Annotated in this window: 16 protein-coding genes; 3 read left to right on the top strand and 13 right to left on the bottom strand. The window is 40.9% G+C overall.

Translation table 11 applies throughout. The features are described 5' to 3' along the window. Positions 1–96 precede the first annotated feature (96 nt). Positions 97–936 carry a metal ABC transporter permease gene (locus AC1Q59_RS10685; RefSeq protein ID WP_492365814.1) on the bottom strand — a complete coding sequence of 280 codons (840 nt, stop codon included), beginning with the start codon at positions 934–936 and terminating at the stop codon, positions 97–99. Beyond that, positions 933–1,727 (bottom strand): metal ABC transporter ATP-binding protein, encoded by a 795-nt coding sequence (locus tag AC1Q59_RS10680; protein WP_492365813.1) that lies wholly within the window; start codon positions 1,725–1,727, stop codon positions 933–935. The genes AC1Q59_RS10685 and AC1Q59_RS10680 overlap by 4 nt, the downstream gene beginning before the upstream one ends. Positions 1,728–2,103: 376 nt before the next feature. On the opposite strand from AC1Q59_RS10680, the gene AC1Q59_RS10675 reads away from it, so the two are divergent. Next, positions 2,104–2,358, top strand: coding sequence for a DUF2624 domain-containing protein (locus tag AC1Q59_RS10675; RefSeq protein WP_492365812.1), 255 nt, complete (start codon positions 2,104–2,106; stop codon positions 2,356–2,358). Between the two features lie 62 nt (positions 2,359–2,420). On the opposite strand, the gene AC1Q59_RS10670 is transcribed toward AC1Q59_RS10675, so the two are convergent. Then, entirely contained in the window at positions 2,421–3,314 is an 894-nt protein-coding gene (locus tag AC1Q59_RS10670; protein WP_492365811.1) for a deoxyribonuclease IV, read from the bottom strand. A gap of 14 nt (positions 3,315–3,328) precedes the next feature. Continuing rightward, entirely contained in the window at positions 3,329–4,642 is a 1,314-nt protein-coding gene (locus AC1Q59_RS10665; RefSeq protein ID WP_492365810.1) for a DEAD/DEAH box helicase, read from the bottom strand. 150 nt (positions 4,643–4,792) lie between these two features. On the opposite strand from AC1Q59_RS10665, the gene vrrA reads away from it, so the two are divergent. Then, positions 4,793–5,479 (top strand): VrrA/YqfQ family protein, encoded by a 687-nt coding sequence (gene vrrA / locus AC1Q59_RS10660; protein ID WP_492365809.1) that lies wholly within the window; start codon positions 4,793–4,795, stop codon positions 5,477–5,479. 174 nt (positions 5,480–5,653) lie between these two features. Further along, complete coding sequence (locus AC1Q59_RS10655) at positions 5,654–6,598, top strand: 4-hydroxy-3-methylbut-2-enyl diphosphate reductase (RefSeq protein ID WP_492365808.1); 945 nt, start codon at positions 5,654–5,656, stop codon at positions 6,596–6,598. Between the two features lie 74 nt (positions 6,599–6,672). Here the strand turns inward: AC1Q59_RS10655 and AC1Q59_RS10650 are convergent, their stop codons facing one another. The 9 genes from AC1Q59_RS10650 to AC1Q59_RS10610 all read right to left on the bottom strand — a co-directional run bounded on the left by AC1Q59_RS10650 (position 6,673) and on the right by AC1Q59_RS10610 (position 15,791). Next, a complete protein-coding gene (locus AC1Q59_RS10650; protein ID WP_492365807.1) occupies positions 6,673–7,788 on the bottom strand; it encodes a Nif3-like dinuclear metal center hexameric protein in 1,116 nt (371 codons plus the stop codon). Beyond that, complete coding sequence (locus AC1Q59_RS10645) at positions 7,788–8,492, bottom strand: tRNA (adenine(22)-N(1))-methyltransferase (protein ID WP_492365806.1); 705 nt, start codon at positions 8,490–8,492, stop codon at positions 7,788–7,790. Before AC1Q59_RS10645 ends, AC1Q59_RS10650 begins: the two co-directional genes overlap by 1 nt. Before the next feature lie 259 nt (positions 8,493–8,751). Further along, positions 8,752–9,114 (bottom strand): cytochrome c550, encoded by a 363-nt coding sequence (gene cccA, locus AC1Q59_RS10640; RefSeq protein WP_492365805.1) that lies wholly within the window; start codon positions 9,112–9,114, stop codon positions 8,752–8,754. Between the two features lie 313 nt (positions 9,115–9,427). Next, positions 9,428–10,570, bottom strand: a complete 1,143-nt coding sequence (locus AC1Q59_RS10635) for an acyl-CoA dehydrogenase family protein (RefSeq protein WP_492365804.1) — start codon at positions 10,568–10,570, stop codon at positions 9,428–9,430. Positions 10,571–10,659: 89 nt separating this feature from the next. Further along, complete coding sequence (locus tag AC1Q59_RS10630) at positions 10,660–11,190, bottom strand: hypothetical protein (RefSeq protein WP_492365803.1); 531 nt, start codon at positions 11,188–11,190, stop codon at positions 10,660–10,662. A gap of 93 nt (positions 11,191–11,283) precedes the next feature. After that, on the bottom strand, positions 11,284–12,414 hold the full coding sequence (gene rpoD / locus AC1Q59_RS10625; RefSeq protein ID WP_492365802.1) for an RNA polymerase sigma factor RpoD: 1,131 nt from the start codon (positions 12,412–12,414) through the stop codon (positions 11,284–11,286). A gap of 33 nt (positions 12,415–12,447) precedes the next feature. Beyond that, positions 12,448–14,259 (bottom strand): DNA primase, encoded by a 1,812-nt coding sequence (dnaG, locus tag AC1Q59_RS10620; protein ID WP_492365801.1) that lies wholly within the window; start codon positions 14,257–14,259, stop codon positions 12,448–12,450. A 127-nt stretch (positions 14,260–14,386) separates the two neighbouring features. Beyond that, positions 14,387–14,527: a hypothetical protein gene (locus AC1Q59_RS10615; protein WP_492365800.1), complete on the bottom strand. Its 141-nt coding sequence runs from the start codon at positions 14,525–14,527 to the stop codon at positions 14,387–14,389. 445 nt (positions 14,528–14,972) lie between these two features. Continuing rightward, complete coding sequence (locus tag AC1Q59_RS10610; protein WP_492365799.1) at positions 14,973–15,791, bottom strand: pyruvate, water dikinase regulatory protein; 819 nt, start codon at positions 15,789–15,791, stop codon at positions 14,973–14,975. Between the last annotated feature and the right edge of the window lie 18 nt (positions 15,792–15,809).

Below are 15,809 nucleotides of genomic sequence, written 5' to 3'. Positions count from 1 at the left end.
TCTGTTAATTTTGGCCGTTGATCTCCCGGGATCACGCGCCTTGTGCTCCAATCAGCTAAGCGATTAAAATCAAATATTAAGCTTTAACACAGCCAATCAGTAAGAACGCATCGATAATTTTTTAAAAAGGATCGTGCCTGCTAAAATTACTACGGCAAGCATGACTATGGTTCCGCCCGGGGCAAGATCCATATAGTAAGACAAAATCAGACCGCCTAGTACAGATGCCTCTCCGAACAGCACTGAATAAAGAATCGTCTGTTTGAAGCCTTTGGCAATTCGGATACTTGCTGCAACTGGCAGCGTCATTAAGGAGGAGACAAGCAGGATGCCGACAATTCTCATGGACCCGGCAATAACAAGCGCCACCATAACAATAAAGATAAAATGGATGCTTTTCGCCGCGATTCCTGATGCCTTGGCATGCTCCTCATCAAAGGACAATAAAAATAATTCCTTATATAAAAGGACAATGAGAACGATGACAATAATACTAATCGCTAATATCGTCCATAAATCCAATCGGCTTACGGCACTCACACTTCCAAAAAGGTAACTGAATAAGTCGGTATTAAAGCCGTCAGCAAGGGAAATAAATATGACCCCGATGCCAATTCCGCTGGATAAGATAATCGGGATAGCGAGTTCCTGATAGTGCTTATAAACTGAGCGTAGTTTTTCTATGAACAAAGAACCTGCAACAGAGAAGGCCATCCCCATATACATGGGATTTAAGCCGCTCGTCGGCATAAACTTTTTCTCCAAAAATAAACTAAAGGCAATTCCTGCCAAAGTAACATGACTTAATGCATCGGCAATCAGCGATAGCCTTCTGACTACAATGAATACCCCAATCAGCGGAGCAACAATGCCGATGATCATCCCTGTAAAAAAGGCATTCTGCAAAAATTCGTATTGTAAAATCCCTTCAATCATTGCACTGCTCCTCCATGATGCACATGGTCATGGTTATGCTGAAGAATATGAATATCATGGCCATAGAACTCTGACATTTCGTTCATTTTTAGCTGTTCAAATTCGGATGTTACACCGTGAAAATGCAAGTGCTTATTCAGGCACGCAACATGTGTCACCTTATCAGAAATGGTGCCAATATCATGGGTAACCAAGAGCAGAGTGATCCCCCACTTTTTATTTAAATCATTAAGCATATCATAAAAGGACTGTACATTCTGCGCATCCACGCCCACTGTCGGCTCATCTAAAATAAGCAGCTTGGGATCGCTGACGATCGCACGGGCAATGAATACTCGCTGCTGCTGTCCCCCTGAAAGTTCGCCAATGTTTCGGTTTCTAAAAGATAGAAGCCCGACCGAATCAATGGCCTGAAGAACTTTCTCCTGATGTTCCTTTTTCATAAATTTAAAAAGACCGAGCTTCTTTGTCAGCCCGCTGGCAACAACCTCGTAGACAGTTGCCGGAAACCCAGTATTAAAAGAATTCGCCTTTTGGGAAACAAACCCAATTTTATGCCATTTCTTAAATTTGCCTGCTTCTTCTCCAAACAGGCGAATACTGCCCTTTTGAATTTTAAGCAGTCCAAGAATAAGCTTCATTAATGTAGATTTACCGGAGCCATTGGGTCCGACAATCCCAACAAAATCACCTTCATGAACGGTTAAATGGATGTCTTCAAGTACATTCTCTTTTTCATATCGATAGGTGATATGGTCTATTTCAATAATCGGCTTTTTTGTTTCTTTCATTACATCACCTTTTTTATTGGCTTTGTTAAATTTGGCCGTTGATTTCCTCTCCAGGCGCTTCGCGCACCTAAGGGCATTTTGCGAGCCTCCTAGTCACATACGTTCCTGCGGGGTTTCGCTTCAATGCTGATCCCCCAGGAGTCTACACGGCTTCCATTCCAATCAACTTTAGCGGTTACAATCAACATTATGCCTTAACAAAGCCTTTTTATTAAGAATCATTCCGATTTATAAATGCTAATCATTCCGATTTACAAAGCATAGTATACAAAAAAATACCTTTATTGTAAAGAAACAAGCCTGTGTGGCGGTGCTGGCAAAATAATTGTCACGATTTCCTGTTACATCTCATAAAGTACAATGGAGGTGCAAAGACGTGAAAATTTTTGAGAATATCATCAATCATAAAATTTCTACGATAACCGCTTCAGAATTACTTAAATATGCCAACCAATTTAATATTTCAATCAATAAAAGTCAGGCGGCGAAAATTGCAGAGTACTTAAGGGGAAAAAACGTAAACATTTTCAATGACAGCGAGCGTACTAAGCTAATTAAGGAAATTGCTAAAATAGCGGGCCCAGAAACGGCAAGATCAGTAAATCAGCTATTTATACAATTTACTAAATAAAATACTTATAGAAAGCAAAAAAAGCTGTGAAATTTAAAACCTTTCACAGCTTTTTTGCTTTCTTAGCCTTCCATAATATCATCAAGCAGATTTTCATTAAATTCCTGCGCGCGAAGCATCGCGATTTCATGCTTGTAAGGCGGCTTTTTATTGTTTTTATCCTCGCCAACGAAGGGTGTCTCAAGTATTTTCGGAATGTCTGCAAGCTGCGGATGATTGACAATATAGTTTAGCGCCTTAAAACCGATATGGCCAAAGCCGATATTTTCATGACGGTCCTTTCTCATGCCGCGCTCGTTCTTACTGTCATTGATATGAAGAACCTTTAAGCGGTCGATTCCAACCAACCGGTCAAATTCTTCCAGAACGCCATCAAAATCTTCGACTATATTATATCCGGCATCATGTGTATGGCAGGTGTCAAAGCAAACGGATAAATGATCATTATAGTTTACACCATCGATAATCATCGCAAGCTCTTCAAAGGATTTTCCGCATTCTGAGCCTTTGCCAGCCATAGTTTCTAGAGCAATCTGGACTTTTTCATCGCCTTTTAAGACTTCGTTAAGCCCTTCAACAATTCTTTTAATACCTGCTTCAGTTCCGGCGCCAACATGCGCACCCGGGTGCAGAACAATCTGTCTGGCGCCTATTGCCTCTGTACGGTCAATTTCTGAGCGAAGGAAATTAACGCCAAGCTCAAAAGTATTTAAATTCGTGGTATTCCCTATGTTAATAATATATGGAGCATGCACAACGATCTCTGCAATGCCATTTTCCTGCATATGCTTGAGACCGGATTCGATATTTAAATCCTCAATCTTTTTCCTTCTTGTGTTTTGTGGAGCTCCCGTATAAATCATAAAAGTGTTTGCTCCATAGGACACTGCCTCTTCACTTGCCGCCAAAAGCATTTTTTTCCCGCTCATAGACACGTGTGATCCTATTTTTAACATCGGTTTCTCTCCCCTTATTTTTTTCTCTGAAGCCGTTTTTGCCGTTTTTTAAAGTTTTCCATTTCGGCTTGCATCTTTTTCTTGTAGCCCGGCTTCACTTTTTTAGGCTTTTGCACAATGGATTTAGCTGCTTTATCCACTTCATCGAGCTGTTTTTGGCGATTTTTTCGTTTATTTCTGGCGCCAAGATCCACCCATTCGCCCTTTTGCAAATCTACATGAGTAAATTCAATCCCCATCTTTTCAAGTTTGTTTAAGGCATCCTCATCAGATGTTTCATATATTGTTAAGGCGATCCCTGAATATCCGGCTCTTGCCGTCCGGCCGACACGGTGAATATAAAAGTCAAGATCTGTTGGCAGTTCATAATTGATGACATGGCTGATCCCCTGGATATCAATTCCACGTGCAGCAAGATCTGTTGCCACAATGTACTGGAATTCCAGATCCTTGATCTGCTTCATCATTTTCTTCCGTTCCCTTGGATTAAGATCTCCATGTATTCTGCCAACCTTTAATCCTTTGCCTATCAAGGCGTCTGCAACCTCGTCCGCCATTTTCTTTGTGTTTGTAAAAACAATGGCTAAATAGGGATTGAATGCAGTTAATGCTTCAAATACTAGCTTTGTTTTACTGCGATGTCTAGCCGGCATAATCTGGTGTTCAATATTGGCAGCCGCAGCCTGCGACGGCTCAATCTGAATATATTTTGGATTTTCCATATATTTTTTCAAAAAAGGTTTCAGCTTTTCTGGAATTGTCGCAGAAAATACAAGCATTTGCAGCTTTTCAGGCATTCTTGCTGCAATTTGGTCCACGTCCTCAATAAATCCCATATCAAGCATTAAATCTGCTTCATCGACAATCAGCATGTCTGCTTTATGGACGAATAAAGCCTGTTCCTTGACTAAATCATTAATTCTTCCAGGTGTCCCAACAACAATATGCGGCTGCTGTTTTAGCTTTTCAATTGAACGCTGCTTGTCTGTTCCTCCAATAAAACAGCGGGCAGTAATCTCCTCATCTTTTTGGCAATGATCGGTGATCTTTAATATTTCATGATAGATTTGGTTAGCCAGTTCCCTTGTCGGTGCTGTTATAACTGCCTGAACTTCCTTTTTAGAGAAATCAATTTTTTCTAGTATAGGAAGAATATAAGCATGTGTTTTGCCTGTTCCTGTCTGGGATTGGCCAATTGCACTTTCTCCTTTTAAAATAACAGGAATTAACCGTTCCTGTATTTCAGTTGGCTCATAGAACCCAATTTCTTTTACTGCCTCCATAATAAAAGGCTTTAGATTAAACCGATCAAACTTAGTTTCATTCATTATTTATAACTCCTCATATATCGTTTCCTTTTCCATCCAACTATTATAGTAAAGTTTGAACAAAATAGCCACTCTTGCATTTATATGGACGGATAAACCAATTAACATTCCCTGCATATTTATATAGAGATTAGAAAGGAGGTCAATGTCATGGTATATGGTCCACAAATGCCATACCGCGGCTCCTTGCCCCATCCCCGTCAGTTCAGGAGTCCTATGCATGGTCCGCCAGCCCAATACAGTCCTTTTGGTCCAATGGGCAGTCCACGTCCGCAAATGATGCCTGGGCCAAGAGGCGGTCCTCGGCAAGCCCAGGGACCGATGAGACAGCGTCAAGGCGGCGGTCTTCGGCAAGCCCAAGGACCGATGAGACAGCGTCAAGGCGGCGGTCTGCTTTCAAGGCTATTAGGCGGCGGTGCGAGAAACACGAATGGAATGAGAGGTCCAGCGTCTGCCGGATTTCCTTTAGGCGGTGCTGCTAATCCGTCTCAAGCCGGAGGCGGATTATTACGCTCTTTAACTAATCCACAAGCGATTAGCGGTTTTTTAACTAACACGCAAAAGGTATTAGGCACAGCACAGCAAATTGGCCCGATGATTCAGCAGTATGGACCCATTGTAAAAAATATCCCCGCTATGTGGAGAATTTATAAAGGGTTAAGCAGCGATACTGAGGAAACACCAGCTGAGGAATCCACTGAAGCTAAATCAGAATCATCTGTTAAGAAAGCACCCGCCAGTAAAACAAAAAAGAAAAAGGTCGAGATTGACCCAGCAGTTCAGGAGTCTGATGAAAAAGAGGATAGAGGCACATCAATGCCAAAGCTGTACATTTAAAGAATGCTTCTGAGCATTCTTTTTATTTTGGTAAAAATTATTTGTGGCATCAATCATTCTCTTACAGCCTTTTGGTATTATTATTAACCTATTTCCTTTATAATAGTATTTGGGTTTTATTTTTATAATCAAATTAGTACGCACACCTAAAAAGCTTTGGGAGGTTTAATATACATGCAAGTAATTAAGATTTCACCCCGGGGCTATTGCTATGGGGTTGTTGATGCGATGGTTATAGCAAGAAATGCAGCTCTAGATAAATCACTGCCGCGTCCAATCTATATTCTTGGAATGATCGTTCATAATAAGCATGTCACGGATGCTTTTGAAGAAGAAGGAATCATTACGCTTGATGGCAATAATCGCCTTGAGATCCTCGAAAAGGTTGATAAGGGTACGGTTATTTTCACCGCGCATGGTATTTCCCCGCAGGTTCGGGAATTAGCGAAAGAAAAAGGCCTTATTACAATTGATGCCACTTGTCCTGATGTAACAAGAACCCATGTGTTAATTGAAGAAAAGGTAAAAGAAGGGTTCGAAATTATCTATATTGGCAAAAAGGGGCATCCAGAGCCAGAAGGGGCTATCGGCATTGCACCAGAACATGTTCATATCGTACAAACGATTGAGGATGTAAACGCCCTTAACCTTGACAGTGAAAAAATCGTAGTAACCAATCAGACAACTATGAGCCAATGGGATGTCAAGCATGTTATGGATGAAATCAAAGAGAAATACCCTCATGCCCAATTCCATAATGAAATCTGCAATGCGACACAGATCCGTCAGGAAGCGGTTGCCGGCCAAGCAGGCGAAGCAGATGTGGTCATAGTTGTAGGTGATCCAAGAAGCAATAACTCTAACCGTCTGGCACAGGTATCTGAAGAAATCGCTGGCACAAAGGCCTACCGGATTGGCGATATATCAGAGCTTGATATTGAGTGGATAAGAAATGCTGGATCCGTTGGTGTTACATCTGGCGCATCAACACCAACACCGATTACTAAAGAGGTCATTTCTTTTATTGAACAATTTGATCCAAATGACGAAAGCACTTGGGTAACTGAGAAAAAAGTGCCTTTAAGCAAAATCCTGCCAAAAATAAAAACTAAAAAATAATAAAAGAGGCAGTCCTTCTGTACTATTCATGTACTGAGGGACTGCCTTTAATTTCGGGGCCCAACCCCAGCGTTTTAAAGGAATGTAAAGGGATCCGTGTTAAGGTCTGACGGGAAGATCCTGACGTCATATCCCTTTTCCTGGAACATTTTTTTCATTTGGCTGGTGACGCCCTTTTTCATAACTTTTTCCACGTTGTGGCCAGGGTCGACAATGTTTAGGCCCATCATCATAGCATCATGGGCAACATGGTAATACATATCGCCTGTTACATAAACATCAGCACCTTTAAATTTAGCTGTGCTGAAGTATTTATTTCCGTCTCCGCCAAGGACAGCAACCTTCTTTACCTTGGCATTGAGGTCTCCGACCACGCGTACTCCCTCGACATCCAGTGTCTTCTTTACATGCTGGGCAAACTCAGCTAATGTCATTTCCTTTATTTCACCAATACGGCCAAGACCCAATGTTTCCCCTTTATTCTCAAGGGGATATATATCATAAGCCACTTCCTCATATGGATGTGCCTTAAACATGGCAGATAGGATTCTTTTTTCCAAATGCTCAGGAAAGATGGTTTCTATTTTTTCTTCTTGAACAGATTCTAGAATGCCCTGTGATCCAATGTGAGGGTCTGCCTCCTCATTAGGAAGGAATTGGCCAGTACCGGCAGCAGAGAACGTGCAATAGCTATATTTACCAATTGCTCCCGCTCCCGCATCTCCTAAAGCCTTTCTAAGTGCATCAGCATTTTCCTTTGGCACGAATACAGCTAGCTTCTTCAATTTTGTTTCAGCCGTGGGATACAGAACCTCCGTATGAGTAAGTTCTAGGGCTTCTGCCAGCATGTCATTGACACCGCCTGCAGCCACATCAAGGTTTGTATGTGCGGCATAAACAGCAATATCATGCTTAATTAGCTTTTCAATGATTCTCCCTGCAGGCGTATCCGTTGCGATTGCCTTTAATGGGCGAAAGATCGGCGGATGATGAGCAATAATCAGCTGCACATTTTTTTCAATCGCTTCGTCTACAACCTCTTCCAGGACATCGAGAGCTACCATGACATTTTCTACAGGCTTATTTAGCCTGCCAATCTGCAAACCAATCTTATCCCCTTCCATGGCATAGCTTTTCGGGGAAAATTGCTCAAATAACTGGATGATTTCATGACCATTCGGTTTTTTCACTATTCTAGCTCCTCCTTTAGCCATTTAATCTTTTCGATAAGCTCTTCCTTTTTTTGCTGGTTTTCTTTTGTATCTGCAGCCTTTTCAAGCTGTGCTAGAACCCTTTGCCAGTTCTCCATTTCACCCTGCCATTTTTTACGGAAAACCTTTGAACCTTCTTTCATCAAAAACGGGCCAAATAATGATTCCTTATTAAAATCCTTATAAGGATTAACAGGGTCTCCTTTTTCAGCTACAAGGATTTCATAAATCTTTCCATCCTCTTCAAGGATTTCTTCCTCTTTTAACTCCCAGCCGTTATCTTTCATCCATTGGCGGATAGTTACTGCACTGATATTAGGCTGCAAAATGAGTCTTTCAACAGATGAAAGCTTTTCCTTTCCATCCTCTAAAATACTAGCAATCAGCGCGCCACCCATGCCTGCAATGGTAACACAGTCAATCTCACCTGGCTGGATGACTGCAAGTCCATCCCCTTTGCGCACGTCAATCTGGTTTTCCAGACCCTCTGACTGAACCTGCTTTTTAGCAGACTGAAATGGGCCCTCAACTACCTCTCCGGCAACAGCAAAGGGGACAATCTCTTTCTTAACAGCATAACACGGCAAATACGCATGATCCGAGCCTATATCTGCCATCCGTGCCCCTATTGGTATGTATTTAGCAACAGCCTCCAAACGCTGTGACAACTTATCAGAATTCATCTGCTCCACCACTTTTCCACATTAAAGCACCGGGGGTCAGGCCCCCGCCGCTTTAACGCATTAATCCATTGGGGGTCAGGCCCCCAGTGCGTTAATGCATTAAAGGCAAGCCCCGCTTTTAAGCTAGTATAAAAAAAGTCCTTTACAGATGCAAAGGACTTTCTACTTTTTCAAAAAATTATAGGTATTGTTACTTCGAGAAATGTCTAAGCTTCCAGGCGCAGCCTAAAGTGGACGCCTGGAAGCTCTCTATTTCTAATTATTTTATTTCCGCTAGCCATGCAGCCATTTCTGGTGCTTTATCTTCAGGAACAAGTCCTGGAGGCATTGCACCTTTACCGTTGACAACGATATTAGCAATTTCATCCTGTGACAGACGATCGCCAACACCTGTTAAAGCAGGTCCGACTGAACCTTGATATTGATCACCGTGGCAACCAATACAGCTTTTTTGATAGATTTCTTCCGGACTTGCGGCAACTGTTTCTTCTTGTGCTGGAGCTCCGCCCTCTTTTTCAGCAGCAAGCTCTTGAGCATCGCCTAGTCCTTTGAAGGACATTAAGAACATTGCAACGATACCAAATGCGAAAATAATGATGTACGGCACTACTGGATTTTTCATGTTTAAACCTCCTTATGTAAGAACATCTCATTTTCACTAAGTATTTATACAAACAATCTCTATTCTACTTCAAAAATGAGAGAAGGAAAAGACCCTAAGACATTTTTGTCATATCAAATTCACATTTCCGACATATTTTATGTCTTTTTTGTGAAAGCCCTGTTAAATTTGGCCGTTGATTTCCGCTGCAGGCGCTCCAATCAACTAAGCAGTTTAAATCAATATTTAAGCCTAAATACTGTCTTAGTGAAAAAACAAAAAGTCCCCATCTCAAAATGGATGGGGCTCTCTATTGTTAGCTTACAGCCTCTCCTTAAATAGCACCAATGTGCCTTGAAATAACCATTCGCTGAATTTCAGAGGTGCCTTCCCCAATTTCTAATAGCTTACCATCCCTCATATATCTTTCCACATGATAGTCTTTCATATAACCATAACCGCCATGAATTTGTACGGCTTGATCAGCAACCTCCATACAAATTTCCGAGGCGTATAATTTACACATGGCAGCTTCTTTGCCAAACGGCCTGCCTTGGTCTTTAAGCCAGGCAGCCTTATAGACCATATTTCGGGCAAGTTCAATTTTCATCGCCATGTCTGCTAATTTAAATTGAATGGCCTGGAAGTTGGAGATAGACCGGCCAAATTGCTTTCTATCCTTGGCATACTGCAATGCCTTCTCATACGCTGCCTGGGCTATTCCAACAGCCATGGCCCCAATCCCAATACGGCCGCCATCTAATGTAATGAGAAACTGTTTAAAGCCCTCGCCTTTTTTACCGAGCAAGTGCTCAGTCGGCACCCGAACATCTTCTAGGACAAGTTCGGTAGTATTTGAAGCATTTAACCCCATCTTCTCGTAATTATCAATAACTCTAAAACCCTTTGTATCCGTAGGCACAATAATTGCGCTAATTTCCTTTTTGCCGTCTTTTTCACCTGTTACTGCTGTGAGAGCCAGGTGTTTCGCGAAACTTGCATTTGTGATAAAGCATTTGTTCCCATTAATTACATATTCCCCATCTTTTTCAACTGCTGCCGTTCTTGTTCCTCCAGCATCAGATCCTGCCCCTGGTTCTGTCAGGCCAAACGCTCCGAAAGACTCTCCAGTACAAATAGGAACTAGGTATTTTTGCTTTTGTTTTTCCGTTCCAAATAAATATAAAGGGGCACCTCCCAATGAAATATGAGCAGAATAAGTAATCCCGGTTGAGCCGCAGGCACGGCTTAATTCTTCAGTGACAATGGCAAAGCTCATTGTATCTGCTCCTGCACCGCCATATTCCTCAGGGAAAGGCAATCCCATCATGCCAAGGTCAGCCAGTTTTTTAAACACTTCAAGCGGAAACTTTTTCGTTCTGTCCCTTTCCAAAGCACCCGGCGCAACCTCTTCATCGGCAAATTCCCGGATTGTCTTTAAAAGCATTTCCTGTTCTGCTGTCAAATCAAAATTCATTTAACATCCCCCTTTGAATACGCTTTCATATCTATTATAAAAGAGGTGATGTAATTTTCACAACATTTAAAAATTTTTAAAAAATAAAGCTATATAAAAATAGCTGCAAGAACAAAAACAACCGCAAGGATACCAGAAATTAAGAAGGAAGGAAGTCTAAATTTCCAGCCGGTAAACAGCCATACAGCACAATTCAAAAAGATGATCATATAAAGCATTTCATTATTATTCGGGAAGATCTCAGCCATAAAAAAAGCAGAAGAAACCAGAATGTTCAACCCCGAGACAAGCAACGGAATTTGAAATGATTTCCCTTTTTTAGAATAGTAAAAAGCAAATAAAATTCCGAATAACGCCAAAAAAAGCGAAAATGGAATTTGCAAAGTTATAGACAATTCAGTAAAATGAATTAAAAACAGATTCAAAGGAACAAGGAGAAAAAAGAGAAATTGACTGTTCCAGAACTTTTTCCTGCGGACTTCTTTTTCTGATTCATCATCTGAATGCCCTTCGGTATATAAAGCCAATAGGTAATTGCAGTACTGCTCCGGCAGCATCCGGTTCTTTTTCCAGTAGTTAATTTCGTTTACAATGATTTTCTTTCTCGTTTCATTCAACATAAACACGTCCATTCTGAGCACAAACAATTGGTTGATTTTGCAAAAAAAATAGTTTACCTCTATTGTAAGAAGTAAACTATTTTCTAGCAATCCCTATTCTAAAAAGTCTTTTAACCGCTTGCTTCTGCTTGGATGTCTTAATTTACGGAGCGCCTTGGCCTCAATTTGGCGAATTCGCTCACGTGTGACGCCGAACACCTTGCCGACCTCTTCAAGCGTTCTTGTACGGCCATCATCCAGTCCAAAACGAAGGCGAAGAACATTTTCTTCCCGATCGGTTAAGGTATCAAGAACATCTTCCAGCTGTTCCTTTAACAGCTCGTAGGCAGCATGCTCTGATGGAGAAGTTGCATCCTGATCTTCGATGAAATCACCAAGATGGGAATCGTCTTCTTCACCAATCGGTGTTTCAAGAGAAACAGGTTCCTGAGCAATTTTCAAAATCTCGCGAACCTTTTCTGGTGTTAAATCCATATCCTCTGCAATTTCTTCTGGAGATGGTTCACGCCCTAAATCCTGCAGCAGCTGCCGCTGGACACGAATTAATTTGTTGATTGTTTCAACCATATGAACAGGGATCCGGATGGTTCTAGCCTGATCAGCAATGGCCCTTGTGATCGCTTGTCGAATCCACCATGTTGCATAGGTACTGAATTTAAAGCCTTTACGGTAGTCGAATTTTTCAACAGCTTTAATAAGACCCATATTACCTTCTTGAATGAGGTCAAGGAAAAGCATGCCGCGTCCAACATATCTCTTGGCAATACTTACCACCAAGCGCAGGTTTGCTTCGGCCAAGCGTCTCTTTGCTTCTTCGTCGCCTTGTTCAATGCGTTCTGCCAGAGCAATTTCTTCATCAGCAGATAGGAGATCGACACGTCCAATTTCCTTTAGATACATACGCACAGGGTCGTTAATTTTGATTCCTGGCGGTACGCTTAAATCATTGAGGTCAAACTCCTCTTCATTTTTTGCTAATTCCTTCGGATCGACATCATCAGCATCGTCGTCGCTTTCGCCAACAAGCTCGACCCCCTGATCACCTAGAAACTCATAAAATTCATCCATTTGATGAGAGTCAAGTTCAAAATGGCTCATTTTTTCTGCTATATCATCATAGGCGAGAACACCTGTCTTTTTTCCTGTTTCTATCAATTGTTCCTTCACTTGCTCTAGGGTTAGTTCTGAATCAACTTCTTTTGATCGAGCTGATTTTTCAGCCATATGTACCCCTCCTTCCAAAGTCACACACAATCCTTACAAAGACTTTCGCAATTGGATAATTTCCATTGCGATTAAGGCAGCTTTTTCGAAATCCTTATTCCTCTCTGCTTCCTTTTGTTCTGCTATTTTTTCTTTTATCTTTAACATTTTTTGATGATTAAACACCTGTTTCAAATAATCCGCTAATTCCTGCCCGCTTATCTCATCATTTACGCTCATCATTTCGATATCAGCCACGATTTTTTTGAGCCGTTCATCATTGAGATAATTGATAAATGCACTCGCATCAGGGGGGTGGCCAGCTTCATAATAGCCTAGCAAATAGGTAATAATGGCCTGATGTTCATCTATGTTAAATGTGTTGCCATCTAAGCTTTCCTGAATCCTAAAGGCGATATCACTGCTTTTTAGCATATGCGCGATCAGCATTCTTTCTGCTGTAAAATAGGCTGGCTTCAGCTGTTTCGGCTGCTTTGCCCTCAGCAGATTGGCATTGACGGGAGCCCTTTGTGCCTCTCCTCGATTCTTCCTTTTTTCCGCTTGGGAAAATTGCTGGAGCTGTTCTTTTAATGCTTCCAATGACAGCGAAAATTCGGAAGCTAATTGCCTGATGTAGTGGTCTTTTTCAACCGCATTATCCAGCTTGCTTATTTCCTGTAATACTTCTTCGATATAGAGGAGCCGATCTCCTTCATCCTGAAGTCTTTTTCCTCTCCGATAAAAAAGAAGCTTAAAGGACATTAATGTTAAGCTTTCCTCAATCACTTCATGGCGAAACTTATCTTCTCCATACTGCTTAATGTATTCATCAGGATCCAAGCCATCTGACATTATTGCAACTCTAACCTGGCATCCAGCATTTGAAAGCAAATTGCCTGCTCTAAACGCTGCCTCAATCCCAGCATTATCAGAGTCATAGCAAATTGTTATTGACTGAACATTCCTTCTTAGAACAGCCACATGATCGTCGGTTAATGATGTGCCCATTGTCGCAACACCATTATCAATTCCGGCGCGGTCAGCAGATATTACATCTGCAAAACCTTCGAAAAGAACAGCATGCTGTTTCTTTTTTATAAGCGGTCTTGCTAAATGGAAATTATATAAAATTTTACTTTTATTAAAGATGGCTGATTCAGGACTATTTAAATATTTGGGTTCATTATCGCCCATTGCCCTCCCTGAAAAAGCTATCGTATTGCCATTTCGGTCAACTATCGGGAACATGATGCGGTCGCGAAAACGGTCAAAATATCCTCCATCATCGCGCCTTATGATTAACCCGGCCTTTTCCATTACATTTAAAGGGAATTTCCTTTTTTCCAGAAATTTATACACAAAATCCCAAGAATTAAGGGAATAGCCAATTTGGAACTTCTCAATCGACTCCATTGTAAATCCGCGATTAAGCAAATAGTCCAAAGCATTCTGACCATCCTTTGTATTAATTAGCAAATGGTGGTAAAATTTACGTAATAGCTCATGAGCCTCGATCATTTGCTTAATTTCTGGAGAAACAGATGAAGGATTATTTATAGAAGGCGAACTGATTTCAAGCTTTATATGGCCTTTTTCAGCTAGCTTTACTGCTGCTTCCTGGAAAGAGCAGCCTTCTATATCCATTAAAAATGAAAAGGCATTTCCACCAGCACCGCATCCAAAACAATGGTAGATTTGTTTATCTGGCGAGACTGAAAATGAGGGTGTGTTCTCTCCGTGAAAGGGACAAAGTCCAAAATAATTGCGGCCTTGCTTTTTCAATTGGACATAATCGCCAACCACATCGACAATATCGACAGCCTGCCGGATTTCGTTTATTTTCTCATCTGCGATGCGCTCTGCCATGCGCGTAATCTCCTTCACTAAAATTTACACATGACATATTCGATATAAACCGTCAAACTCCTTCAAAATTCGACAAAATCTTTGTTAATTCCTTTATAAATCTTTCAAGATCTTTTCGGCTGTACGGCTAAGGGCCTTTTCCATATTTCCCTCTCCGCCTTTCTTTAGCAGATAAAAATCTCATATCTAGTGCTTCATCTTGATATTTTGAAGCGATTTCGACAATTTCATCTTTTACTGGACATGAACCTGCAACAACCATAACCATAATTCTCGTCCTGCCCGATGTTGTAATTATTCTACATCACTCCGCATATTCCTTCTTTTCAATAGTTCTTTTTCCTATCATAAAATGTTTTTGTCGAATTTTTTTTAGGACATAACCTTGACTTCTCACAATAAATAGTTTATTCGTTCACATTGAACTCTAAACCTAATCTATAACATTTTTATCACAATTTTTTATTATAGTATAAAAAATAGCGTTTTTCTATTACTTTTACCTTATTTTTTGCTTTTTTAGTGCAGAAAAAATCCTCCTTTACTGTTTTACGCAAAAGAGGGAAAAATATATCTGCTAAAAATAAATTATTTATGAACTTTTGATACTCAAAAAAAACTGCTGGTTTCCGCCACTGGCGCTTTACTTTCTGGGGGGCCTTTACGAGCCTTAAATTGAATATAGAAAAAAAAGGCACATAAATAATTATGTGCTATCTTTTCGGCAATCTTTTATAGTATTGGCTTAATATTAGGTTTGCTGTTTCTTCGACTGCTTTGTTTGTTACATCGATAACCGGACATTTAATTTTATTTACGACTTTCTCAAAATAATCAAGTTCATTTTTAATCCGGTTAATGCTGGCATAGCTTGCACTGTCGCTTAGACCTAGTGAAATTAAGCGCTCTCTGCGAATTTGGTTCAGCTTTTCCGGACTTATTTTTAAGCCGATGCATTTGTCAGGCGGAACAAGATACAGTTCCTCTGGCGGATCTACTTCCGGCACAAGCGGAACATTGGCAACTTTAATCCGTTTGTGGGCAAGGTATTGCGATAGCGGAGTTTTAGAAGTTCTTGATACCCCGACAAGAACAATATCAGCCTTAAGAATCCCTCTCGGATCCCTGCCGTCATCATACTTAACGGCAAATTCTATTGCTTCTATTTTCTTAAAATAATCATCATCTAATTTTCTGACAAGCCCCGGTTCAAATAGAGGCGTTTTCCCATATAAGGACTGCATCTTGTCCATTAATGGTCCGATGATATCGCATGCATAAATACCTTCCTTTTCAGCCTGCTCATCCATATATTTCCTCATATCCGGTTTAACAAGTGTATAGACAATCATGCCATTGTCCATTTTAACAAGCGAAATAACTTCATCAATATGTGATTTATCCTCTACGTATGGATATCTTTTTAGCGTCATTCCGCTCCCATTAAATTGGCTTACCGCTGCCTTTGTGACAAGCTCTGCCGTTTCCCCAACAGAATCAGAAACAACGTAGATGATTGGTTTATTTTGCAATTTTCACACCATCCTCTC

The organism is Cytobacillus sp. MT66, from assembly GCF_058792595.1.
The sequence above is the reverse complement of the archived record's forward strand: the minus strand, read 5'-3'. Positions and strand labels throughout refer to the sequence as shown.